This is a genomic window from Blastococcus sp. Marseille-P5729 (assembly GCF_900292035.1).
Classification (GTDB): Bacteria; Actinomycetota; Actinomycetes; order Mycobacteriales; family Antricoccaceae; genus Cumulibacter.
In genome coordinates this window covers 1,682,543-1,705,575 of sequence record NZ_OMPO01000001.1, presented here as the reverse complement: position 1 = coordinate 1,705,575, position 23,033 = coordinate 1,682,543, and the positions used below count along the sequence as shown (strand labels likewise).

The following is a 23,033-nucleotide window of genomic DNA, read 5'->3' as shown; positions in this document are numbered from 1 at the left end:
CGATGCCCGTTCAGGGCAACGCCATCGGCTCGGTCTCGGCCGACGCCTTGGGATTCGGCGGGCCGCTCTCGCCGGGATGCTCGTCGGTCGGATCGGCCGGCACGAGATCGGCCAGGACGACGGTGACGTTGTCGGGAGCCCCCGCGCTCAACGCGAGGTCGATGAGCTTGTCGGCGGCCTCGTCGAGATCATCGATGTCCAGGGCGGCCGTGAGATCGTCGGTCTCGACATAGTCGGTCAGACCATCGCTGCACACTAGATACCGATCGCCGTGGATGCGCACCAGCGTGGTGAACCGGGGCTGCACGTACTTGCCATTGACCGACTTCAGCACGATGTTGCGGTAGGGATGGTGCACCGCCTGCTCGGCGGTGATGTCGCCGTTCTCGACCATCAGCTGGACGAACGAGTCGTCGTGCGTGAGCTGGGTGAGCTTGCGACGATCACGCTGGTAGAGGTATGCGCGGGAGTCGCCGATGTTCGCGACCGCGATGCGCCGTTCACCGAACAGGATCGCGGTGACGGTCGTGCCCATTCCCTCGAGGTCGGGATCGTCCTCGACCCGCTTGGCGATCTCGGCCGTGGCCTGCTCGATGGCGTCACCGAGGGGCTTGGTCAGATCATCGGACAGGTCGACATCGCGCAGCCCGGCGAACATCTCTGCGGTGATGCCGGAGGCCACCTCGCCGGCTGCGTGCCCGCCCATTCCGTCGGCCACCAGGAGGATCCGCGGGCCCACGAAGTAGTTGTCCTCGTTGTTGTCGCGCACCAGACCGGTGTGGGTGCGAGCGGCGGTCATCAGCTTGTACGGCATGGCTCACTCCCTCCGTCGTCGGTTCGAGATCCGCAGGCGGTACCCGATCGATCTTACGTTGCCTGCCCGTGGCGTGACCGTTACTTCATCCGCGCGGGAAGCCGTCGGCCTTGTTAATAACATCAAGTGGCGCTTATTATTGTGAGCATGTCCTTGAGTCCGCGCGAGCAGGAGGTGCTGCGGCTGCTGCGCAGCCGCCCGATGCTGGACGCTCAGGGCATCGCCGATCTGCTCGGCACGTCGAAGGGCGCCGTCGCCGTCGCGCTCTCCTCGCTGACCCGCAAGGGCGAGATCCTCGGGCGCGGGTATGTCGTACGCGACGAACCCTACGTTGTGGTGATCGGCGGGTCGGTCATGGATCTGAAGGCCCACAGCGTGCGCCCGATCCGCAGTGGCACCAGCAATCCGGCCGTCATGACCACCACCCCAGGTGGGGTCGGGCGCAACATCGCCGAGAACCTGGCCCGCCTAGGACGCCGTACCAGGCTGGTGAGCGTGGTGGGCCGGGACCCCTTCGGTCAGCAGCTGATCGAGCACACTGCGCAGGCCGGGGTCGAGGTGGACGACGTGGTGCGTGGCGAGCTGCCCACCGGCACCTATCTCGCCGCGCTGGATGACGACGGTGAGCTGCATGTCGGGCTGTCAGACATGCGGGCCAGCGACGAGCTGGCCGTCGAGATGCTGGTCGGGGCGCGTGACACGGTCAGGCGAGCCGACCTCGTGGTGGTCGACGGCAACCTACCGGCGGAGGTGGCGGCGTGGGGAATCGACCTCGTGCGCAGCTCGGGTGCCGCCGTCGTCGTCGAGCCGGTGAGCGTGGCCAAGGCCGCGCGGCTCGCGCCCCTGCTGAGCCCGCAACGCCCGATCCGCTGCATCACCCCCAATCTCGACGAGCTGAGCGAGCTGGTCGGCCGCGATGTCGCACCCGCGGACGACGACATTGTGTCGGCGTGCACCGTCCTGCACGAGCGTGGCGTGGAGCATGTCTGGGTGCGCCGCGGCCCGGCCGGGAGCTTGCTGTGCATGGCGAACGCCGCACCCGTCACGCTCACCGCGCCCGACTGCCCGGTCGTGGATGTCACCGGTGCCGGGGACAGCATGACTGCGGCCTACGTGCATGCGTTGCTCCGCGGCGACGATCCGGTGGCCGCGGCCCGGTTCGGCCATGCCGCGGCCGCGCTGACCGTCGCCTCGGCCCAGACCGTCCGTAGCGATCTCACCGAGGCGGCGGTAGACCACCAGATGACCCAGGACGAAGGAGCCCGGACGTGACGTCTCATCCGAAGGTGATGCTCGGTGACGAGGTGCGGGATGCGCTCGCCGCCGGAAAGCCGGTGGTGGCGCTCGAGTCGACCATCATCAGCCACGGCATGCCCTACCCGCGCAATGTCGAGATGGCGCTTGAGGTCGAGGGCATCGTGCGTGACGGGGGCGCCGCCCCGGCCCCCATCGCCGTCCTCGACGGGCCCCCCCGAGCCGGTCTCGACGCAGCGGCACTGGACCTACTGGCCTCCGATCCGACGGTGACCAAGGCCAGCATTCGCGACCTTCCGTACCTGGTGGCCACCGGCCGACACGGCGCGACGACGGTGGCGGCGACCATGCGGATCGCCGCCCTGGCAGGGATTCGGGTCTTCGTGACCGGCGGTCTGGGCGGTGTGCACCGCGGTGCGGAGCGCTCGATGGACATCAGTGCCGACCTCACGGAGATGAGCCTGACGGACGTCGCGATCGTGAGCGCTGGAGTCAAGTCGCTGCTGGACATCGGGCTGACGCTCGAGGTGCTGGAGACCCTCGGAATCCCCGTGGTCACCTACCGCGCCGACGAGTTCCCGTCGTTCTACTCGCGCTCCAGCGGATTCGCCTCGCCGATGCGCCTGGACACTGCCGCGGACATCGCGGCGATGATGCACGCGAAGTGGGATCTCGGGCTTCGGGGCGCGGTCTCGATTGCGAACCCGGTGCCGGCGTCCGACGAGATCCCGGCCGAGCGGATCGGGAAGGTCATCGACCAGGCCATCGCGGACGCCGAGGCCGCCGGCGTGCGTGGCAAGGACATCACGCCCTACCTCCTAGGCCACATCGTCGAGCTCACCGACGGGGAGTCGCTGGAGACGAACATCGCGCTGGTGCGCAACAACGCCCGGCTCGGCGCCGAGATCGCCGTCGCATACGCCGCTCCGGCCGGCTGATCTACGTCCTGGGGAGAGGACGTCAGACGGGCATGCGGGTCGCCTTCAGCGCAGAAGATCTTAAACCTTCCAGTAAGAGAACACCGGCCAACTCGCGCCCTGACCCTGGCCGGACTGATTCGCCCTCCGGGCTTTCCGCGGTCCTCGCTGCGCTGACACCTAGCCAACCCGTTCCCGACCGCTCGGCGTCCCCGTCGATCCGACGGTTCGGGCTGCACTTTGAGCGGCACATTCAAGAGTCGGTTGCGTTGACCGGCCGCCCCATCTCGGTGGGCGGCAAGGTCCGGTTTGCGCGCGGGGCGAGACCGGGAAATCGCTTCAGCGCCCTATCGGGAGTGTCTCACAATGAGACGCCAGGGTCCGAGACAGTCTCACCGATGCTCAGCCGGTGAGACAATCATCACAGTCGCATAGCGCGGAGCCGGTACACTCCACTTGTGTGCCTGCGCATCGTGGTGGGCCGCGGGCCCTGCGGCCGGTTATCGAGCGGTCGCGGCATCGTTCCGCGGCCTGCGGCGTTCCAGTATGTGCAGATGTCTCACTTCCTTTTAGTGACGACTTTGATGTTGACTCTCGTCTGATGCGGGCCGCGAGGCCTGTCCTGGACCGCTTGGCCACTTCACTTTCGGAGACCAACCACAGCATCCTCGTCGCCGATCGCGAAGGGCAGATCATCCAACGGTGGGTGGGGAAGAAAACGCTCGGTAACCGTCTGGACAACGCGGGAGCCTGACCCGGTTTCCCGGACAGTTGTTGTTGGTTGAATCATGCCGCGGCGACGGCGGCGGTGTGAAGGGTTTCGAACTGGTGGGGTGACAGCATCCCGAGGCTGGTGTGGCGTCGGCGGGGGTTGTACCAGCCCTCGATCCACTCGAACATGGCGCTGGCGAGTTCGACTCGCGACGGCCAGGGGCGGCGGTCGAGGAGCTGGCGTTGCATGGACGACCAGAACGATTCCATCGCCGCGTTGTCCTGGCTGGAGGCGACCCGGCCCATCGACCCGAGGAGCCCGGCCTCGCGGAGCCGGTGTCCGAACAACCAGCTGGTGTACTGGGCGCCGCGATCAGCATGCACGATCGTGCCGGCGGGTTGGCGTTGCCACTGTGCCATCTGGAGGGCGTCGACGACGAGTTCGGTGCGGATGTGGTCCGCGATCGACCAGCCCACGATCCGACGGGACCATGCGTCCATGACCGCGCAGCAGTAGACCCAGCCGTCGCTGGCGCGATGCTGGGTGATGTCGGTGAACCACAGCCGGTCCGACCCGTCAGCACCGAACTGCCGCTGGACCAGGTCGTCATGGGTCGCCGGCAACGGCTTGCGGCCCCGCTTGCGCAGGTGACACACCCCGGCCAGCCCGTCGGCCCGCATCAGCCGGGCGACGCGTTTGCGGCCGCAAACAATCCCCCGCCCTAGGCGGAGTTCGGCATGGACCCGCGGCGCCCCATACGTTCCCCGCGACATCTGGTGGATGTCGCGGATCGTGAGCATGAGCTCGCGGTCGGCGAGCGCACGCGGACTGGCAGGACGGTTGCGCCACTCGTAGAACCCCGAGCGTGACACCTTCAACACCCGGCACGTCACCGAGACCGGGAACCCCTGCTCGGCCAACTCCTGGACACACCGGAACATCATTTTGGGAGGACGTTCTCCCTGGCGAAGTACGCACTCGCGCGTTTGAGGATCTCGATCTCGGTCTCCAGGACCCGGTTGCGGCGTCGCAGCTCGACCAGTTCCCGCTTCTCGGCCGACGTCAGCCCCTCGGCCCGGCCCGAATCGATCGCGTCGGTCTCCATCCACCGACGCAGGCACGACTCGCTGACCCCTTAATCCTTCGCGACCCGCGCAACGGGCTCACCCGCAGCGACCAGATCCAAAGCACGACGCCGGAACTCCGGCGGCTTGGCAGCAGGCATCTCCAAGACTCCTTCCCGAGGCAATCACACCCCAGAATCGGTGCCCGGAAAAGTGGGGCAGGCTCCGCGCCTGGCTTGTATCACGTAGGTGGATAAGGGGAGACCATGGTTAGCGCTCAGGACATCCGTCGCCGCGTCGAAGACGCGGACCGAGCCCACATCGCGCGCCGCGCAGACGCCGCCGCGAACGTGGGAGCCGCGTTAGACGATCTGGACGCCGCAGAGCGCGTGGTCGAGGCGGCGCACGCGAGCGTCGCTGGCGCGATCGCGGAAGCAACGTCGATCATGACTCTGGCCGAGCTCGCGAAGTTCACGGGCGCGTCCGTGTCGAAGCTGACCGCAAGCAAGACCCGCCGGCGTACCAAGCCACGACGGAGCAAGGCGCCGGAGCCCGCGGCCGCAGCCCCGAGCGGGCCGGACGACTAGCCCAGCGTCCGTCATGCAGCAACTGCCGCTCCCGCTCGACGGAGTGCCCGAGCCCGAGCTCGAGCGCGTGCCGGTCCACCCGGACAGCGTCCGGGTGAGGTTCAACGCGCAGGTACACCGCACGGACTCATGTTGGTGGTGGCTGGGCCCGCCGGATCGCAGCGGGTACGGGTAGTTCTGGTACGAGCACGACGACGCATAGCGCGTCGTACGCGCGCACATCTTCGCGTGGGAACTCGCGCAGCCACCAGGCGCCGTGCGCGATCCGCGGACCGTGAGGGATGTCGCTGAGCAACACTGGGGAATTTCGATGAACGCCATCAAACTTCATCGGATCTTGACGGTGACGGGATCGGAGGTACATGTTCGGGCGGTTACATGGTTCTGGTACGGGGTGGGGGTATCTCAGGGGCACGCTTCCCGGGTCGAAAGCGTGCCCGGCGCGGCGGGCGGCATCTATGCGGAGGTGTGAGCGATGAGCGTGTTCGACTGGCTGATCATCGGTGCTGGAGGAGTGCTGACGGTCCTGCTGGGCTGGTACTTCTTCGGTCCGAAGAAGTCGCATCGGGCCGAGGTCGCCGGCGGGGTCCAGGAGGTGACGGTGACGGTCAAGGGCGGCTACCGCCCGGACGTCATCGAGGTCCAGTCCGGGGTACCGGTCCGGGTGCTGTTCGACCGGCAGGAAAGCGGGGACTGCTCCTCGCGGGTGGTGTTTCCCGATTTCAAGATCAACCAGGCGCTACCGGCATACGCCAGCACGGCGGTGGAGTTCCTGCCCGGCGCGCCGGGAGAGTATGGGTTCGCGTGCGGGATGAACATGCTTCATGGCCGTGTGCGGGTGGTCGGTGAGCCCGCGGCTGAGGCCGTGGGGGAGGCCGCCGGCGGTGCTGTGGCCGTAGCGCAGCGACCAGCCGGGCACGCCTCCGACGGGCAGGGCTCTGCGCCCGCGGCGGTTGCCTCGCTGAACTCGGGGGGTGAGGATGCCGCGGAACGGGAGCGGGCCGCGGAGATCACGGACCTGCGCCGCCGGGTGATCGTCGGGGCCGTGTTGAGCCTGCCGGTGGTGGTGGCGGTGATGGGGATGGAGTTCTTCACCCTCTCGTGGATGCCGCAGTTCTTGATGAACCCGTGGGTGCAGCTGGCGCTGATCACCCCGGTGATGTTCTACTCCGGTTGGCCCATCCACAAGACCGGCTGGCTGGCGTTGTCGCACCGCACCGCGGACATGAACTCGCTGATCACGCTGGGCACGATCGCCGCGTATGGGTTCAGCCTGGTGGTGACGTTCGCGCCGGGTCTGCTGCCTGCGCAGACTCGTGAGGTCTATTACGAGGCGGTCGGGGTCATCCTCACGTTGATCCTGTTGGGCAGGTTGCTGGAGACCAAGGCGAAGGCCGGCACCGGGGAGGCGATTCGGACACTGATCGGCCTGCAGCCGCGCACCGCCCTGGTGGTCCGCGGCGGCGGCGAGGTGGACGTCCCCATCGGCGAGGTCGTCGTCGGTGACGTGGTGCTGGTGCGTCCGGGGGAGAAGCTGCCGGTGGACGGGCAGGTCCTGCAGGGCACCTCCACCGTGGACGAGTCGATGGTGACCGGTGAACCGATCCCGGTCAGAAAGAAACCCGGCGATGACGTCATTGGCGCCACGATCAACCAGATCGGCTCGTTCCGGTACACCGCCACGCGGGTCGGCGCCGACACGATGCTGGCCCAGATCATTACCCTGGTGCGGCAGGCTCAGGGATCCAAGGCGCCGATCCAACGGCTGGTGGACCAGGTCTCGAGCTACTTCGTGCCCGCGGTCATCGGGATCGCCATCTGGACGTTCGTGGTGTGGGCGCTGGTGGGCCCGCCGCCGGCGTTCATCTTCGCACTCGTGGCCGCGGTGTCGGTGCTGATCATCGCCTGCCCGTGCGCGCTTGGGCTGGCTACCCCGCTGTCGATCACCGTGGGCACCGGCAAGGGCGCGACGGCGGGCATCCTGATCCGGTCGGCGGAGGCGTTGGAGACCGCGCACAAGCTGGACACGGTGGTGCTGGACAAGACCGGCACGATCACCAAGGGCGCGCCCGCGCTGACCGATGTGCGGCCCGCGGTGGGGTTCACCGACACCGAGCTGCTCACGCTGGTCGCGGCAGTGGAACGCTTCTCCGAGCATCCGCTGGCCGCGGCCATCGTTGCCGGCGCCCAGGATCGTGGTCTGCAGCTGCCCGAGGCGACCGGGTTCGACTCGCTCACCGGGCAGGGCGTGCGTGCCCTGGTGCACGGTCGCGAGGTGCTGGTGGGTAACCGCCGCCTACTCGACGGTGCCGGCGTGCGGCCCGAGACCGCTGATGCCGACCGGCTCGCCGCGGACGGCAAGACACCGATGTTCGCGGTTGTCGATGGGCGCTTCGCCGGGGTAATCGGCGTGGCCGACACCCTGAAGGACGGGTCGGTTGCCGCCGTGGCGGCGTTACGGGCTCGTGGCATCGACGTGGTGATGATGACCGGGGATAACCGCGCCACCGCGGCCGCGATCGCTCGCCAGGTCGGCATCGCGCGGGTGGTGGCCGAGGTGATGCCCGAGCACAAGGCCGCCGAGGTCAAGCGCCTGCAAAGCGAGGGCCGCGTGGTGGGCATGGTGGGGGACGGCATCAACGATGCGCCCGCGCTGGCCCAGGCCGACGTCGGCTCCGCGATCGGCACCGGCACCGATGTGGCCATCGAGTCCTCGGACATCACGTTGATCTCCGGGGCGCTGTGGGGGCTGGTCACCGCGGTAGACCTGTCGCGGGCCACCATGCGCAACATCCGCCAGAACCTGGTGTTCGCGTTCATGTACAACGCGATCGGCATCCCGATCGCCGCCGGGGTCCTGTACCCGGCGCTGGGCTGGACCCTTAGCCCGGTGATCGCGGCGGGCGCGATGGCCCTGTCCTCGCTGTCGGTGGTGGCCAACGCCAACCGGCTCCGCGCGTTCACACCCCACCCGGTCCCTAAGGTCACCCACGTCCCTGCCACCGACCCGGTGGTCGAGGTCGGACACGACAACGAGAACGAAACGGAGACCACCATGTCCCAGAAGCCCGAAAGGCCTCAGGAGATCACCGATCCCGTCTGCGGGATGAAGGTGACGCCCGCGTCGGCCGCGGCCAGTACCGAGCACGCGGGGAAGACCTACTACTTCTGTTCCACCGGGTGCGCGGAAGCGTTCCGCGGCGACCCCGCCCGGTACGCCACCTCGATGACGCCCTGAGGACCCTTCCCCGTGGCGGCCACCGCACCCGAGGCGCAGGCCGCTGGACGGGGCCCGCGCGAAGGAGGATCACGATGACCGATGCCGAGGGCACACGCCAGCTGCTCATCCGGCTGCACCGGATCGAGGGTCAGGTCCGTGGCATTGCCCGCATGGTCGAGCAGGACCAGTACTGCATCGATGTCCTCACGCAGGTCGCCGCCGTCTCCCGCGCCCTGCAGTGCGTGGCGCTGGCCCTGCTGGAGGACCACATGAGTCACTGCCTGATCGAGGCTGCCCGCGCCGGTGGGCCCGGGCAGGACGCCAAGCTCAAGGAAGCCACCGACGCCATCGCCCGTCTGGTCCGCAGCTAAGACCCGCGCCGAGCCCGGCGCTTGATCGGAGGTGCCGGCCGCGCGGCGATGGCAGAACCCAAAGGTTGGAAACGAGGAGAGTTGTGATGAACACGAAGGTCGCCGTCAACGGCTACGGAGTGATCGGCAAGAGGGTCGCCGATGCGGTCCGCGCCATGCCGGACATGGACCTGGTCGGGGTCGCCGACGTCGCCACGGACTGGCGGGTACGCACCGCCGTGGGCCTGGGAATCACCGTCTTCGCCGCGAACGACGATGCCGCTGCGGGCATGACCCGGGCGGGGATACCGGTGTCCGGCACCTTGGCCGAGCTGCTCGCGGAGGTGGACGTCGTGGTGGACACGACCCCGAAGAAGGTCGCCGCCGCCAACCTGCCGCTCTATCGCTCCGCGGGGGTGAAGGTGGTCCTGCAGGGCGGGGAGTCGCACGCCACCACCGGGCATTCCTTCGTCGCTCAAGCCAACTACGCCACCGCGGTGGGCCGCGACACGACCCGAGTGGTCTCCTGCAACACCACCAGCATCGTGCGCGTGCTCGGGGCGCTGCAGGACGCCGGCCTGCTGGCCCGCGCCCGCGGCGTGCTGATCCGGCGCGCCACCGACCCCGGTGAGGCCCATCAGGGCGGCATCATGAACACGATGGTGCCCGAGGCCGCCATCCCGTCCCACCAGGGCCCCGACGCCCGCACGGTCCGGCCCGACCTAGACGTGGTGACCATCGCGGCCAAGGCCGCCCATACCCAGACCCACAGTCACTTCTGGACCCTGCAGCTGACCCGCCCGGCCAGCCGCGAGGAGGTCCTGGCCGCGCTGCGGGCCGCACCGCGGATCGCGTTCGTGCGGATGGCCGACGGCCTGACCGCGCTCAACACCACGGTCGAGCTGATGCGTGATGTGGGCCGCCCCCGCGGGGACATGTGGGAGGTCGCGGTGTGGGAAGACGTCCTGACCGTCGAGGGCGACGAGGCCTACCTGACCTACCAGGTCTACAACGAGGCCATCGTCGTGCCCGAGACCATCGACGCGATCCGAGCCCTGACCGGCACCGCGACCGACGGCGCGACCTCGATCGCGCTGACCGACCATGTCCTCGGGATGCGTCGGGAGTTCCTGCCCGCCGCCGTCCCCGTCCGCGACTAGAACACCCCGTCGACCAGTCAGGTATACGCGGCCGGTGAGGCCGAGAGAAGAGCCGAGCATGACAACGCCCCACACCACCGTCCTGCAGGTGGGCGGCCTGCACTGGACGACCTCCGAGCCAGTGATCGAGAAGACCCTGCTGGCGCGTCCCGGCGTGCTGAGCGTCGAGGCCAACGCCGTCGCGCAAAGCGCAACGGTCACCTACGACCCCGACACGACGTCCGTGGCCGAGCTGGCCGGTTGGGTCACCGAATGCGGATACCACTGCCAGGGCCGGTCGGTGCCGGCGCACGTGTGCGCCCCGATGAGCGAACCGACCAGCGACCCACAGCGGGAGGTCGGCGGCGGCCCGGCACATGATGCCCACCGCCTCGACAGCGTCGGTGCGGACGCCCACACCGCCCATGCCGGTCCTGGAGGCGGTGAGGAGGTCGACCGTTCTGCGCAGGCGGTGATGGGACACGGCGGGCATCACGGCGGGGGGTCGGTGCAGGAGATGGCCCGCGACATGCGGAACCGGTTCCTGGTCGCGTTAATCCTGTCGATCCCGATCACGATCTGGTCCCCGATCGGCCGCGACGTGCTGGGGCTGAACCCGCCGACGGTGTTCGGGCTACGCGACGACGTGTTCACCTTGATCCTGTCCGGGCCGGTCATCTTCTACTCGGCGTGGATCTTCTTCGACGGCGCCTACCGGGCGCTGCGCGCGAAAACACTGGACATGATGGTGCTGGTCGCTGTCGCCGTCGGTGCCGGGTGGCTCTACAGTCTCGTGATCACCCTGACCGGCGGCGGTGAGGTGTTCTACGAGGCGGCCGTGGTGCTGACCACCTTCGTGCTGCTGGGTCACTGGCTGGAGATGCGTGCCCGTGGCGGCGCCAACGACGCGGTACGGACCCTGCTGCAGCTGGCCCCGTCGCGGGCGCTGGTCGTGCGAGACGGCGCCACCGTCGAGATCCCCACCGCTGAGGTCGTCGTCGGTGACCTGCTGCTGGTGCGGCCAGGCTCGAAGATCCCCACCGACGCGGTGGTGGAGCAGGGCGAGTCCGAGGTCGACGAGTCGATGGTGACTGGGGAATCCCTGCCGGTGGCCAAGGCCCCGGGCGATGAGCTGATCGGCGCCTCGATCAACACCACCGGTGCGCTGCGCGCACGCGCGGTCAAGGTCGGCGAGGACACCGCCTTGGCGCAGATCGTCAAGATGGTCCAGGAGGCACAGAACTCCAAGGCCCCGGGCCAGCGTCTGGCCGACCGGGCCGCGTTGTGGTTGGTCTTCGTGGCCCTCATCGGCGGCACGGTGACCTTCGCCGTGTGGATGCTCGCCGGCGCGGGCCTCGCTACCGCGATGCTCTTCGCGATCACGGTGGTGGTCATCACCTGCCCCGACGCTCTGGGTCTGGCCACGCCGACGGCCATCATGGTCGGCACCGGGCTCGGTGCCCAGCGGGGGGTGCTGTTCAAGAACGCCACCGCCCTGGAGGGCACGGCCCGGATCGATACCGTGGTGATGGACAAGACCGGCACCCTGACCAAGGGCGAACCGGAGGTCACCGACGTGATCACCCGCGCCATGCCCGCGGACGAGATGCTGTCCCTGGCGGCCGCCGTCGAGCACGAGTCTGAGCACCCGCTGGCCCGCGCCATCTATGAGTACGCCGCCCAGCGTGACATCGCAGGGCTGAGGGCCAGCGACTTTGAGAACGTCCCCGGGCACGGAGCGACCGCTACGGTCCAGGGCCGGCGGGTCCTGGTCGGTAACCGGCGCCTGATGGACGCCGAGAACGTCGAGCTGGGTGACCTGGCCGCGCAGCGGGACGATCTGGCGGCCGCAGGCCGCACCGCGGTCCTGGTGGCCGTCGACGGTCAAGGTGCGGGGGTGATCGCGTTGGCCGACGCGCCCCGCGAGACCGCGGCCGCGGCCGTGGCGGCCCTGCACGCGTCCGGTATCGAGGTCGTCATGCTCACCGGTGACAACGAGGCCACCGCCCAGCGGATCGCCGGTCAGCTCGGCCTGGACACCGTCATCGCCGAGGTTCTGCCCGGGGACAAGGCCGCGAAGATCGTCGAGCTGCAGCGGGCAGGGAAAACAGTCGCCATGGTCGGTGACGGCGTCAACGACGCCCCGGCCTTGGCCCAGGCCGACATCGGGATCGCGATCGGCGCGGGCACGGACGTGGCGATCGAGACCGCCGACATCGTCCTGATGCGCTCGGACCCGCTCGATGTGCCCGTCGCGCTACGCATCGGCAAGGGCACCATACGCAAGGAACGGCAGAACCTGGCCTGGGCGGTCGGCTACAACGTCATCGCCCTGCCGATCGCCGCCGGGGTGTTCTACCCCGCGTTCGGGCTGATGCTGCGCCCGGAGATCGCCGCCCTGTCGATGTCCGGATCCACGGTCATCGTCACCGTCAACGCCCTGCTGCTCAAGCGGCTGCGGCTGCCCACGCCGCTGGCACCCACCACCCCGCAGCACCGCGCCGAGGCGCCCGAGCCCACCGCACCCGCGCCCGCCCGCACCCGCTAGGACGCGATTTAGGACGGGCCGTGTCTCGAGTAGGCGCGAGGGATCGCGTCCTCGAAAAAGGGAGAACCATGACACGCGCCGCCGGACCGGCCCCTACCGTGGTGGGGGCGGTGCCCCCGCAGGAGGCGGTCATCCTGACCCTGGAGGGTGTTGTCCTGGATGATTTTGACGCGCCGCCCGAGGGCGACCGGACAGCCAGCACGGTCGGTGGGGCTGTGCGCGTGTATCCCGGAGCCGCCCACCTGCTGCGCCGGTTACGGGCCGGGCGGGTGCCGGTGGGCCTGGCCGCCGGCGGCGATCGGGCCCACGTGGACGCGGTGATGCGCGCGGCGGGGCTGGACGGCCTGTACGACGTCGTGGAAACGACCGCGGCACCACCAGTGGCCGGAGGGCTGCACACCGAGACGTTCCTGCGGGCGGCCCGCCGTCTTGGTGTCCCGGCGGCCCGAGCCGCGGCCGTGGAGGACACCGCCGCCGGCATCCGAGCCGCCAAACGGGCCGGTTTCGCGCTGGTGGTCGGGATCGCCCGCACCGGGCAACGCGTCCAGCTCGAGGCCGCCGGAGCCGACCTCGTCGTGGGGGATATCGCCCAGCTCGACCTCGGCGCCCTGCGTGTGGACCCGTGGCGGCTGCGCTACGCCGGCTTCGACCCGGCCCATGAGGGCCACCGCGAGGCACTGACCACGCTCGGCAACGGGTACCTCGGCACCCGCGGGGCGGCACCGGAGCATCCCGCGGACGGGGTGCACTACCCGGGGACCTACCTCGCCGGGGTTTACAACCGGTTGCTCTCCACGATCCACGGCCGCCAGGTGGAGCACGAGCACCTCATCAACGCCCCCAACTGGCTGGTCCTCGACCTTGCTGTCGAGGAAGAACCGTGGTGGTCCGCCGGCGGGCTGATCACCTCCGACGAGCACCGCGAGCTGGACCTGCGCCGGGGTCTGCTGACCCGAACCGCGATGCTCACCGACAGCGCAGGGCGCCGGCTGCAGCTACGTCAGCGGCGCCTGGTCGATTTGACCCGCCCGCACCTGGGGGCGCTGGAGACCACCCTCATTCCCGAGGGCTGGAGTGGGCGGGTGCGGGTGCGTTCGGGTATCGATGCCGGGATCGTCAACGCCAACGTCGCCGAAGACGCCGCGCTGGCCAACCACCACCTGCACACCATCGGCGCCGAGCAGCCCGGGCCTGGCGTCCTGCTGGTGCAGGCCCAGACCGTGAAAAGCCAGGTCCGCATCGCCGTCGCGGCCGGCATCACCGTGAACGGTTCGGTACCGTGCGCGGTCCTCGAGCAGGACGCGCAGCGGCACCATCTGGTGCTCGAGCTGGCCGTGCGGGACGGGGAAGCGGTCACCCTGGGCAAGACCGCCGCCGTGTATACGTCCAGGGACGCCGCGATCGCCTCCCCTCGCCTGGCCGCCCTCACCGAGTTGGCTGCGGCACCGCCCCGCTTCGAGGACCTTCTCGGTCCGCATATCGCGGCGTGGGGTCGGCTGTGGGAGCGGTTCGGAGTGGACCTGGAGGCCGACACGCAGACCCGGCTCGTGCTCAATCTGCACCTGTTCCATCTGCTGCAGACGCTGTCCGAGCACACCGCTGACCTCGACGCCGGCGTTCCGGCCCGGGGGCTGCATGGGGAGGGTTACCGCGGGCACGTGTTCTGGGACGAGCTGTTCGTGCTGCCGGTGCTGACCACCCACCTGCCACAGGTCAGCCGGGGACTGCTGGACTACCGCTGGCGTCGCCTGGGCGCCGCGCGCCGCGCCGCAACACAGGCGGGCCTGCCCGGGGCGATGTTTCCCTGGCAGTCCGGCAGCGACGGGCGCGAGGAAACCCCCACACAGCTGTTCAACCCCCGCTCGGGCCGGTGGATGCCGGACAACTCTCACCGTCAGCGCCATGTGGGCCTCGCTATCGCCCTCAACGCCTGGAGGCACTACGAAGCGACCGGCGACCTCACCTGGCTCGCACGCCGCGGCGCGGACCTCATCATCGAGGTCGCGCGATTCTTCACCGCCCTGGCCGCTTACGACCGCGACACGGACCGCTTCCACATCAACGGCGTCATGGGCCCGGACGAGTACCACGACGGCTACCCCGACGCGCCGGGAGAAGGCCTCAACGACAACGCCTACACCAACGTGCTCTGAGGTTCCCCCCGGACCGTGGAGGCATCCACAATGAGGATCGAGATGCCAGAGAAGCGAATGAAGTACGACCGGGAGTTCCGTGAAGGGGCGGTCCGGATCGTCGAAGAGACCGACAAGCCGATCGCGCAGGTCGCTCGTGACCTCGGTGTCAACGAGGGCACGCTGGGCAACTGGGTGGCCCGTGCACGCGAGGCCGCTGAGGGCACCCGGGGGCTGTCCAAGGACGACGTGGAAGAGCTCAAGCGGCTCCGCGCCGAGGTCGCCGAGCTCCGGATGGAGCGCGATGTCCTCAAGCGATCCGTGGTCCTGTGGGTCAAGGAGGCGACGAAGTGAGCGTGGCACGCTTCATCGCCGACCAGAGGACCGGCTACCGAGTGCCGCACACCGTGACCTGTCTGCTGCTCGGCGTCAGCATGGCGTGGTTCTACAAGTGGCTGAGCCGGGCCACGGGGCCCTCCGCAGCCAGTGGGCTGCACACGCCTCGGGATCGGCGTCGCGACACCATCGACCGGGCGGTGCGGGTGATGTTCGCCAGGAAGCGAGGCCTGCACGGCTCGCCGCGGCTGGCCCACGATCTGCGTGATGACGGCTGGCAGGTCAGCGAGAAGACGGTCGCTGGCTCGATGCGCCGCCAGGGCCTGGTCGCACGGCGGATCAAGCGCAGGAACGGACTCACCAAGCAGGACAAGACCGCGCCGAAGTTCCCCGACCTGGTCAAGCGGAACTTCACCGCGGAGCGTCCGAACGCCCGCTGGGTGGGCGATATGACGGAGATCCCGACCGCGGCCGGGAAGCTCTACCTGGCGACCGTGATCGACCTCTACTCACGGCGTCTACTCGGTGCAGCCACGTCCTTGCATCCTGATGCCGAGCTCGCGTGCGCGGCGATCAAGATGGCCGTCGCGGCTCGCGGCGGCGTCGATGCAGTCAACGGTGAGGGTTGGCGTGAGGACGAGTCGCAGCGGGTCATCTTTCACACCGACCGCGGCTCGACCTACACCGCGAACTCGCACACCAAGTTGTGTCGCAAGCTCGGGGTCCGCCAATCGATGGGCCGCGTCGGGTCGTGTTTCGACAATGCCGCCGCCGAGGCGTTCTTCAGCTCACTGGAGTGGGAGGTCCTCTCACTCCACGACTTCGAGAACACCCGCCAGGCCCAGGCCGTCGTCCTGGACTGGTGCTACGGGTTCTACAACCAGGAACGCCGGCACAGCTCGGCGGGCATGATGAGCCCGATCAATTACGAGAACACCGCGGCCCCCGACCGGGAAGCCGCATAGAGAAGCCCTCCACGATTCGGGGGGAACCACACTCACCGCCTGGGTATGCGAACGCGCCGCAGACGTCCTCGCCGCGGTAGCCGGCCACGAATGCGACGACCTGCACGCCCGCCTTAGCATCCGCCCGCAGGAGCCGGCCGCCTGGGAGCACATGAGCCGGCGCCTGACCGTGCCGTTCCTCCCCGACGGCGTCATCACCCAGTTCGCCGGCTACGAGAACCTCACCGAGCTCGACTGGGACCACTACCGACGCACCTACGGCAACATCGGGCGCCTGGACCTCATCCTGGAGGCCGAAGGGGACACGACCAACCGGTACAAGCTCGCCAAACAAGCCGACGTCCTGATGCTCATCTACCTCCTGGGCCCCGACGGCCTGGTGCAGACACTGACCCGGCTCGGCTATCCCACCACCGACCAGACGCTGGCCCGCACCGTGGACTACTACCTCGCGCGCACCGCACACGGCTCGACCCTCAGCCGGGTCGTGCACGCCTCCGTCCTCGCTCGCCTCAACCCCGACCAGGGCTGGGCCACCTTCCGCGAGGCCCTCGCCGCGGACCTGGACGACACCCAGGGCGGCACGACGCGGGAGGGCATCCACCTCGGCGCCATGGCCGGCACCATCGACATCCTCACCCGATCCTTCGCCGGCCTGCGCACCGACGGCACCACCGTCATCCTGGACCCGGCCCTGCCGACCGGACTACACGCCCTACGGCTGCGCCTGCAGCACCACGGCCAACGCCTGCACGTCTCGATTGAGGGCACCACCCTTACCGTCACCGCCGAAGCGTGCGTGGCCCGCCCCGAGGTCCGCCTGCGCGTCGGCGACCACGAAACCTTCCTCACGGCGGGCACCCGACGACGTTTCCACCGCGAGGGCGATACCTGGCACCCCGAACAGGTCAACCCGCTCGGCGATCGCCAGGAAAGAGACCGGGCACGCCCCGACCCCGGCAGGGCGCCACCGCGACGCGGACGCATGCAGGACGGTTGAGGGTTCGATGACGTCACGTGAAGAACCTTGCCCTGCCGCGTCGCGGCCCCCACGCTGGCAGAAGACAGGTCACACCGCGGAGCTGTCGACGCCAGATCGCTCGAGCGCACCGCGAGGCAGGCAGGAGAAGGAAATGTCGACACAGCTGAACGAGCGCCGGGCACCCGCGAACAAGCCGATGTATGCCGAGGAGATCGTCACCCGGGCCAGTGCGCGGGCGGTTCTGGCCGCCGCCCGGCTGCTGATCGGGTGGATCTTTCTGTGGGCCTTCATCGACAAGCTGCTGGGACTGGGCTTCTCCACACCCGCCGACGGGGCCTGGGTCCGCGGCGGAACACCCGCCCAGGGCTACATCGGCGGCATCGAGGAGCCCCTCGACGAAATCTTCCAGCCGCTGTTCCTCAACGCGTTCGGGGACTCGCTGTTCATGATCGGCCTCGCCGGTCTCGGTACAGCCCTGGTGCTCGGGATCGGTCTGAAGATTGCCGCAGTCACCGGCACTCTGCTGCTGGGCTTCATGTGGCTCTCACAGTTCCCGCCCCTGATCGGCGGCACCAACCCGATCACGACCTCCCACTGGGTCGAGGCCGCGTTAATGATCCTCTCCGCGGTCACGCTGGCCGGCGACACCTGGGGACTGGGTCGATGGTGAGCTGGCAAGGTCGGTAACGGCTGGCTGCGCTGAACCCCAAGCCCACCCGAGACCGCGGCCACCTGACACCGCTGACGGGCCCGCTACACCGCACGGCGCACACGCCACCACGAACGGCGCGATCCCGGCGTGGATGACACGCCGGGACCGCACCCGTGGAGTCCGGAGCCGCTACAGCGCGCTGAGCAGCTCCTGCATCTGGTCGATCTCCTCCTGCTGGCTGGCGATGATCTGCTTGGACATCTCCAGCGCCTGCGGGTACTTGCCGTCGGCCTGCTGCGTCTGAGCCATCTCGACCGCTCCCTTGTGGTGTTCGATCATCATCTGCAGCCACATCTTGTCGAACTCGGTCCCGCTGGACTGCTCCAGCATCGCCATGTCCTCAGCACTCATCATCCCGGACATCCCGGAATGGTCACCCATCGACGAGGCGTCCGGCAAGGGCTCTCCCCACGCGGTCAGCCACTCGGTGAGCGTGTCGATCTCCGGCTGCTGAGCGTCCTTGATCTGCTGCGCGAGCTCGGTGATCTGTGGATCCTGTGTCATCTGCAGGGCCATGTCGGCCATCTCGACCGCCTGCTCGTGGTGCGGGATCATCCCGGTCGCGAACGTGACGTCCGCGGCATTGTGCGTGTCCTCGCCGGTGGACGCCGACCCGGCGCCGTTGTCGTCGCTGCTGCTGCAGGCTGCGAGGAGCAGCGCGCTGAGTAGGAACAGAACGAGGGCAGCAAGTTTCTTCATGCGATTCTCCTATTTCTGGGAGGATTCGGTGCTGGTGACGGGTCTAGACCAGCGCGGTGGTGCTCGCGCCGAGGTCGGTGGTGCTCAGGACGCCGTTGCCCGAGCCCAGCAGCACTTCGACTGTGGTGTCGTCCACGCGGCTGGCCGACAGGGAGCTAGCCCCCGCGATCGCGGCGGTGCCTGCGGTCCAGGTCGCGCCGGCATCGGTGCTCTGATGCAGCCGGCCGTCCTGGGCGAGCACGATGATCGTGTCGGCGTCGGCGTAGGCCACCAGCACAGCGGCAGGCGCGGCGCTCATCGGGGTCCACGTGTCGAGGTCGGTACCGGACCTCAGCACGGTCGTGCCGGTGGACGCCAGCACGGTAGAGCCATCGGGGGAGAACGCGAGCGAGATCGGCTCCAGCGGGATGGCCAGGGTCGTCCACTCCTTTCCGTCGGGGCTCTGGCGCAGGGCACCGTCGAAGCCGACCACCTGCGTGCCGCTCACGGCCAGAGCATGGAAGTCGGACTCACCGCCGCGCGACACCACCTCCCACGTCGCACCGCCGTCGGTGGACCGAACCAGACCCAGCGGCTGCGGCAGATCGGTCTGCATGCCGGGGTGCCCGGAGGCGTAATAAGTGCCGTCGGAGGCGACCGCGAACCCCATCAGATCCACCACCGGCCCGATCGACGTCAGGCCGTCGTCGGACTTCTTGAACAGGCCGGTGTGCGTCGCGACCAGCAACGTCCCATCGGCGGGGTCACGGACAGCGGCGTGGACATGGGTACCCGCAGGAATCGCCGCCGCCGTACTCGCCGGAGCCGATGCCGCGCCTTGGTCCGAGCACGCGGCACTCAGCCCCACAGCCCCGACCATGACCAGGGATACTGCTGCCTTACGTAGTAGTCGCACGTTCCTCATCCGTAGTTGAGCAGAGTCATCATTCCGGCCTCTGCGTGATAAATGTTGTGACAGTGCAGGGCCCAGTCACCGGCGTTGTCGGCGTCCAGATCGATGGTTCGGGACTCCATCGGCGCGAGCAGGACCGTGTCCTTGCGCAGCCCGCTGCTGGTGAGTGCGAAGGTGTGCCCGTGCAGGTGGATCGGGTGCGCCATCATCGTCATATTCACGATCCTGATCCTGACCCGCTCGCCCTCTGCGACGATGAGCGGCTCGTTCTCCCCGAACACCGCGCCGTTCATGCCCCACTGATACGGCTGCATCTGCCCGTTCAGCGACAGGTCGAGCTCGCGGTCCGGCGTCTGGGTCGGTAGCAGGGCGGACTCTGCCGGCGTGAGGTCCGAACCCAGCAGCACGTCACCAGACAGCTCACCGGGCCGAGCCGAGACCGTCGGTGCGTCCCCGGCGGCCGTGCGCACGACCGCGAGGGCGGCGCCGGTCTTGTTGAACGGCTCGGCATAGAGCGGGAACACGCCGTCGCCGAGGGTGACGATCGCGTCGTAGCGTTCGCCCATGCCGATGTAGAACGCGCCGGTCTGGGCGGGTTCGACGGGGAAACCATCTGAATGGGTCACCTGGAAAGTGTGCCCGCCGAGCGCTACCGCGAAGATCGTGTCCGAGGCGGCATTGATCACCCGGATCCGCACGCGCTGCCCCGGACTGCCCTCAAAGACGCTCGGCGCGGTGTGGTTTCGCCCGTTGATCACGTAGTACGGGTACGTCACGTCGCCGGCATCACCGAACGGCGCCGGACCCATGTTCATCGACCCGTGGCCCATCCCGCCCATCCCACCGGATGTCCCCGCGCCGTTGGTGAGGTCCTGCAGGACGTCGTCGGGGCTGGTTCCGGTGCCGTCGATCCAGTCGTCCAACACGACGATCCACTCCGCGTCGTACTGGCCGGGCTCCGCTGGGTCGTCGATGATCAGTGGCGCATACAGGCCACGGTCCAGCTGGACGCCGGTGTGCGGGTGGAAGAAGTACGTGCCGGGATCGGGGACCTCGAACTCGTACATGTACTGCGCGCCCGCGGCGATCGGATCTTGGGTCACCCCGGGGACCCCATCGGCCACGTTGCGCAGCCGAATGCCGTGCCAGTGCACCGAGGTGTCGCTCGACAGCTGGTTGTCGACCGTCACGCGCAGCAGGTCACCGGCCGACGCGCGGATCAGCGGACCGGGCGCGGCGTCGCCGTACGCCCAGGTGCTGACCGTGGTGCCGCCGAGGTCCAGCGTCGTGGCCGTGGGGGTCAGCGTCGCGGCCACGACGTTCTGGCCCGGCTTCGGCGCCAGCGGGGGCGGCGTGCCGAAGGACGTCGAGGACCCCGCAGTCGTGGCGGAACCGCGGCCGGTGCAACCGGCCAGTACCGCAGTCCCGGCGACGGTGAGACTGCCGGCCAGGAACCGTCGACGGGACAGGGAGGAGGGAGCAGCCACGGTCGGTATCGTCAGCGACTCGTGGAGTAGTCGGGCAGCAGCCCACGGCGATCCAGATAGTCGTCGACGTCGACCTCACCACGCGCGAGACGCTCATCCAGCAGCCGCGCCGGATCGGGCCGCCCCGGCGACTCGACATCTCCGGCGACACGAGGCGGGCGATCACCTGTGACGTCGCGCACCAGCAGCCACACCAGCAGCCAGAACCCAGCGATCCCAGCGGCCATCAGCACCCACACCCACCACCCGGCCGTGCCGTTCATTCCCATCATGCCCACCACCCTCCACCGGTCAGGTCAAGAGAACAGCGGGTGGACGATCAAGATCTCATGAAGACCCGAGGCGACCGAGCCTCCTCGGCCGGCCCGTGACGGATGATGGCGCCGTGACCACCCATGCGACCGCGGCGAGCGTGCTGATCATCGAGGATGAAGCCGACCTTGCCGACATGATCAAGACGTACCTGCAGCGCGCCGGGCTCCTCGCGCACGTCGTACGCACCGGCCCCGACGGGGTCCAGGCCGCGCGGCGGCTGGCCCCGGACGTGGTGATGCTCGACCTGGGCCTGCCGGGTCTGGACGGCGTGGAGGTCTGCCGCCAGATCCGCACCTTCTCGGACTGCTACGTGCTAATGGTCACCGCCCGCGACGACGAAGTGGACAAGATCATCGGGCTGTCGGTGGGCGCGGACGACTACATCACCAAGCCCTTCAGCCTTCGCGAGCTCGTGGCCCGCGTGCAGGCGGTCCTGCGGCGACCCCGCGCCCAGCACCGCGAACTCGACGCGGCACAGCCGCGGCAGTTCGGTGATCTCCTCATCGATGTGAGCGGTCATCGAGTCCTCCTGGACAACGCGCCCCTCGAGCTGACGCGCACGGAGTTCGACCTGTTGGCCGCACTCAGCGCCCGACCATCCGCGGTCCACACCCGTCGGCAGCTGCTCGACGAGATCTGGGATGTCGGCTGGGTCGGGAACGTGCACGTGGTCGACGTGCACATCGCCAACCTGCGCCGGAAGCTCGCCGACGATGCTGCCGAGCCGCGGTATATCGAGACGGTGCGCGGTGTGGGCTACCGCATGGTCGCTCGATGAGCAGGCCGCGGCTCACGAGGGGGATAGGCGGGCGGCTGTTCATCGCCCAGACCGTCGTGCTGTCCGCCGGAGTGCTGGCCGCCGGCCTGGTCGCCGCGCTGCTGGGCCCCCAGCTGTTCCACGCCCACCTCGTCCAAGCCGGCCACCTCGAGGACGCCACCCTCCGGCACATCGACGAGGCCTACGCCTCCTCGAGCCTGATCTCGCTGAGCACGGCGCTGCTGACCGCGCTGGTCCTGGCCGTCGGGGTGACCTGGTACGTCACCAAGCGCATCACCCGACCGCTGCACGCGCTGGGCCGGGCCGCCAACGCCGTGGCCGACGGCCAGCCCGACGTGCAGGTCGCGGAGACCGGCCACGGCGCCGAGATCGACGCGCTCGGCCGAGCATTCAACGACATGGCGCTGCAGATCGAACAGACCGAGACGACACGACGTCGACTCCTGACGGATATCGCGCACGAGCTGCGCACCCCCCTGGCCACCCTCACCGCCCGCCTGGAAGGGCTCGAGGACGGCGTGAGCACCTGGGACACCGACTCGCTGCGCATCTTCCGGTCCCAGCTCGACCGGCTCTGCAGGCTCGCCAACGACCTCAGCGAGGTCTCTCGAGCAGAAGAGCACCGGCTCAACCTGCGCCTCGCGCTCGTCGATGTGAACACCCTCGTCCAGACCACCGCAGACTCGGCCCGCAGCGCCTTCGAGGACAAAGACGTCGCCCTTCTCATCGAGCCGCCCGGCAGCGGCCATCCAGCCCACGTGACCGGCGACCCGCAACGACTCGGGCAGCTGCTGGAGAACCTGCTGTCCAACGCGCTGCGACACACCCCACCGCACGGAACGGTAACCCTCAGTGTGGCCCGCTCCAACGGGCACGTTGCGATCACTGTGCGCGACACCGGCGAGGGCATCTCGGCCGATCAGCTCGAACGCGTCTTCGAACGCTTCTACCGAGGCGATACCGCACGCCACGCCGACGGTCGAGGATCAGGAGTCGGGCTCACCATCGCTCGCGGGATCGCCGAATCGCACGGCGGCAGCCTGCACGCGCTCGACTCCGCCGACCCGCACGGCGCCACCTTCATCCTCCGGCTACCGGCAGCCAACCGCCCCGGAACCTAGCTGACGCCG

The 23,033-nt window shown here is 68.9% G+C and carries 21 protein-coding genes and 1 pseudogene; 15 read left to right on the top strand and 7 right to left on the bottom strand.

What is annotated here, in order from left to right; translation table 11 throughout:
- Nucleotides 1–10: 10 nt before the first annotated feature.
- A complete protein-coding gene (locus DAA40_RS08220) occupies nucleotides 11–814 on the bottom strand; it encodes a PP2C family serine/threonine-protein phosphatase (RefSeq protein WP_106849113.1) in 804 nt (267 codons plus the stop codon).
- A 147-nt stretch (nucleotides 815–961) separates the two neighbouring features.
- On the opposite strand from DAA40_RS08220, the gene DAA40_RS08215 reads away from it, so the two are divergent.
- On the top strand, nucleotides 962–2,086 hold the full coding sequence (locus tag DAA40_RS08215) for a PfkB family carbohydrate kinase (protein WP_106849112.1): 1,125 nt from the start codon (nucleotides 962–964) through the stop codon (nucleotides 2,084–2,086).
- Complete coding sequence (locus DAA40_RS08210; protein WP_234356277.1) at nucleotides 2,083–3,006, top strand: pseudouridine-5'-phosphate glycosidase; 924 nt, start codon at nucleotides 2,083–2,085, stop codon at nucleotides 3,004–3,006. The genes DAA40_RS08215 and DAA40_RS08210 overlap by 4 nt, the downstream gene beginning before the upstream one ends.
- A gap of 765 nt (nucleotides 3,007–3,771) precedes the next feature.
- On the opposite strand, the gene DAA40_RS08205 is transcribed toward DAA40_RS08210, so the two are convergent.
- Together DAA40_RS08205 and DAA40_RS16170 are read right to left on the bottom strand one after the other, a co-directional pair.
- Nucleotides 3,772–4,617: an IS3 family transposase gene (locus DAA40_RS08205; protein ID WP_234356276.1), complete on the bottom strand. Its 846-nt coding sequence runs from the start codon at nucleotides 4,615–4,617 to the stop codon at nucleotides 3,772–3,774.
- Between the two features lie 20 nt (nucleotides 4,618–4,637).
- A complete protein-coding gene (locus DAA40_RS16170) occupies nucleotides 4,638–4,802 on the bottom strand; it encodes a hypothetical protein (RefSeq protein WP_158716323.1) in 165 nt (54 codons plus the stop codon).
- Between the two features lie 225 nt (nucleotides 4,803–5,027).
- Between DAA40_RS16170 and DAA40_RS08200 the strand changes: the two genes are divergently transcribed.
- From DAA40_RS08200 to DAA40_RS08155, 11 genes and pseudogenes are all read left to right on the top strand, one after another.
- Complete coding sequence (locus tag DAA40_RS08200; RefSeq protein WP_106849110.1) at nucleotides 5,028–5,348, top strand: hypothetical protein; 321 nt, start codon at nucleotides 5,028–5,030, stop codon at nucleotides 5,346–5,348.
- A gap of 475 nt (nucleotides 5,349–5,823) precedes the next feature.
- Nucleotides 5,824–8,586 carry a heavy metal translocating P-type ATPase gene (locus DAA40_RS08195; RefSeq protein ID WP_106849109.1) on the top strand — a complete coding sequence of 921 codons (2,763 nt, stop codon included), beginning with the start codon at nucleotides 5,824–5,826 and terminating at the stop codon, nucleotides 8,584–8,586.
- Nucleotides 8,587–8,660: 74 nt separating this feature from the next.
- Nucleotides 8,661–8,939, top strand: coding sequence for a metal-sensitive transcriptional regulator (locus DAA40_RS08190; RefSeq protein ID WP_106849108.1), 279 nt, complete (start codon nucleotides 8,661–8,663; stop codon nucleotides 8,937–8,939).
- 86 nt (nucleotides 8,940–9,025) lie between these two features.
- Nucleotides 9,026–10,078 carry a type II glyceraldehyde-3-phosphate dehydrogenase gene (locus tag DAA40_RS08185; RefSeq protein WP_106849107.1) on the top strand — a complete coding sequence of 351 codons (1,053 nt, stop codon included), beginning with the start codon at nucleotides 9,026–9,028 and terminating at the stop codon, nucleotides 10,076–10,078.
- Complete coding sequence (locus DAA40_RS08180; RefSeq protein ID WP_370430633.1) at nucleotides 10,023–12,605, top strand: heavy metal translocating P-type ATPase; 2,583 nt, start codon at nucleotides 10,023–10,025, stop codon at nucleotides 12,603–12,605. Before DAA40_RS08185 ends, DAA40_RS08180 begins: the two co-directional genes overlap by 56 nt.
- Nucleotides 12,590–13,105 (top strand): annotated as a pseudogene (locus tag DAA40_RS16980) (HAD family hydrolase); the annotation flags it as partial. The gene DAA40_RS08180 and the pseudogene DAA40_RS16980, both read left to right, overlap by 16 nt.
- A 12-nt stretch (nucleotides 13,106–13,117) precedes the next feature.
- Nucleotides 13,118–14,758, top strand: coding sequence for a hypothetical protein (locus DAA40_RS08175; protein WP_370430642.1), 1,641 nt, complete (start codon nucleotides 13,118–13,120; stop codon nucleotides 14,756–14,758).
- A gap of 42 nt (nucleotides 14,759–14,800) precedes the next feature.
- On the top strand, nucleotides 14,801–15,091 hold the full coding sequence (locus DAA40_RS08170) for a transposase (protein WP_106849331.1): 291 nt from the start codon (nucleotides 14,801–14,803) through the stop codon (nucleotides 15,089–15,091).
- Nucleotides 15,088–16,038 (top strand): IS3 family transposase, encoded by a 951-nt coding sequence (locus tag DAA40_RS08165; RefSeq protein WP_106849095.1) that lies wholly within the window; start codon nucleotides 15,088–15,090, stop codon nucleotides 16,036–16,038. Before DAA40_RS08170 ends, DAA40_RS08165 begins: the two co-directional genes overlap by 4 nt.
- Complete coding sequence (locus DAA40_RS08160; RefSeq protein WP_106849105.1) at nucleotides 15,998–17,038, top strand: glycosyl hydrolase family 65 protein; 1,041 nt, start codon at nucleotides 15,998–16,000, stop codon at nucleotides 17,036–17,038. Before DAA40_RS08165 ends, DAA40_RS08160 begins: the two co-directional genes overlap by 41 nt.
- A 133-nt stretch (nucleotides 17,039–17,171) precedes the next feature.
- Complete coding sequence (locus tag DAA40_RS08155; RefSeq protein ID WP_199849583.1) at nucleotides 17,172–17,690, top strand: hypothetical protein; 519 nt, start codon at nucleotides 17,172–17,174, stop codon at nucleotides 17,688–17,690.
- Nucleotides 17,691–17,861: 171 nt separating this feature from the next.
- On the opposite strand, the gene DAA40_RS08150 is transcribed toward DAA40_RS08155, so the two are convergent.
- From DAA40_RS08150 to DAA40_RS08135, 4 genes are read right to left on the bottom strand one after another with little or no spacing between them, the layout of a single operon-like run.
- Complete coding sequence (locus tag DAA40_RS08150; protein ID WP_106849104.1) at nucleotides 17,862–18,431, bottom strand: DUF305 domain-containing protein; 570 nt, start codon at nucleotides 18,429–18,431, stop codon at nucleotides 17,862–17,864.
- Nucleotides 18,432–18,474: 43 nt separating this feature from the next.
- Nucleotides 18,475–19,326, bottom strand: a complete 852-nt coding sequence (locus DAA40_RS08145; protein WP_199849582.1) for a F510_1955 family glycosylhydrolase — start codon at nucleotides 19,324–19,326, stop codon at nucleotides 18,475–18,477.
- A 5-nt stretch (nucleotides 19,327–19,331) separates the two neighbouring features.
- Nucleotides 19,332–20,810 carry a multicopper oxidase family protein gene (locus DAA40_RS08140; protein WP_106849102.1) on the bottom strand — a complete coding sequence of 493 codons (1,479 nt, stop codon included), beginning with the start codon at nucleotides 20,808–20,810 and terminating at the stop codon, nucleotides 19,332–19,334.
- An 11-nt stretch (nucleotides 20,811–20,821) separates the two neighbouring features.
- Nucleotides 20,822–21,082 (bottom strand): SHOCT domain-containing protein, encoded by a 261-nt coding sequence (locus DAA40_RS08135; protein WP_106849101.1) that lies wholly within the window; start codon nucleotides 21,080–21,082, stop codon nucleotides 20,822–20,824.
- A 113-nt stretch (nucleotides 21,083–21,195) separates the two neighbouring features.
- Between DAA40_RS08135 and DAA40_RS08130 the strand changes: the two genes are divergently transcribed.
- Complete coding sequence (locus DAA40_RS08130; protein ID WP_106849100.1) at nucleotides 21,196–21,903, top strand: response regulator transcription factor; 708 nt, start codon at nucleotides 21,196–21,198, stop codon at nucleotides 21,901–21,903.
- A complete protein-coding gene (locus DAA40_RS08125) occupies nucleotides 21,900–23,024 on the top strand; it encodes a cell wall metabolism sensor histidine kinase WalK (protein ID WP_106849099.1) in 1,125 nt (374 codons plus the stop codon). Before DAA40_RS08130 ends, DAA40_RS08125 begins: the two co-directional genes overlap by 4 nt.
- Nucleotides 23,025–23,033: the final 9 nt, after the last annotated feature.

Bases quoted from the DNA above. Each gene is read 5' to 3' on its own strand.
- DAA40_RS08170 (WP_106849331.1), top strand. From the start codon at position 14,801: ATGCCAGAGAAGCGAATGAAGTACGACCGGGAGTTCCGTGAAGGGGCG.
- DAA40_RS08215 (WP_106849112.1), top strand. From the start codon at position 962: ATGTCCTTGAGTCCGCGCGAGCAGGAGGTGCTGCGGCTGCTGCGCAGC.
- DAA40_RS08155 (WP_199849583.1), top strand. From the start codon at position 17,172: ATGTCGACACAGCTGAACGAGCGCCGGGCACCCGCGAACAAGCCGATG.
- DAA40_RS08180 (WP_370430633.1), top strand. From the start codon at position 10,023: ATGTCCTCGGGATGCGTCGGGAGTTCCTGCCCGCCGCCGTCCCCGTCC.
- DAA40_RS08200 (WP_106849110.1), top strand. From the start codon at position 5,028: ATGGTTAGCGCTCAGGACATCCGTCGCCGCGTCGAAGACGCGGACCGA.
- DAA40_RS08125 (WP_106849099.1), top strand. From the start codon at position 21,900: ATGAGCAGGCCGCGGCTCACGAGGGGGATAGGCGGGCGGCTGTTCATC.
- DAA40_RS16170 (WP_158716323.1), bottom strand. From the start codon at position 4,802: ATGGAGACCGACGCGATCGATTCGGGCCGGGCCGAGGGGCTGACGTCG.
- DAA40_RS08185 (WP_106849107.1), top strand. From the start codon at position 9,026: ATGAACACGAAGGTCGCCGTCAACGGCTACGGAGTGATCGGCAAGAGG.
- DAA40_RS08195 (WP_106849109.1), top strand. From the start codon at position 5,824: ATGAGCGTGTTCGACTGGCTGATCATCGGTGCTGGAGGAGTGCTGACG.
- DAA40_RS08190 (WP_106849108.1), top strand. From the start codon at position 8,661: ATGACCGATGCCGAGGGCACACGCCAGCTGCTCATCCGGCTGCACCGG.
- DAA40_RS08150 (WP_106849104.1), bottom strand. From the start codon at position 18,431: ATGAAGAAACTTGCTGCCCTCGTTCTGTTCCTACTCAGCGCGCTGCTC.
- DAA40_RS08220 (WP_106849113.1), bottom strand. From the start codon at position 814: ATGCCGTACAAGCTGATGACCGCCGCTCGCACCCACACCGGTCTGGTG.
- DAA40_RS08135 (WP_106849101.1), bottom strand. From the start codon at position 21,082: ATGATGGGAATGAACGGCACGGCCGGGTGGTGGGTGTGGGTGCTGATG.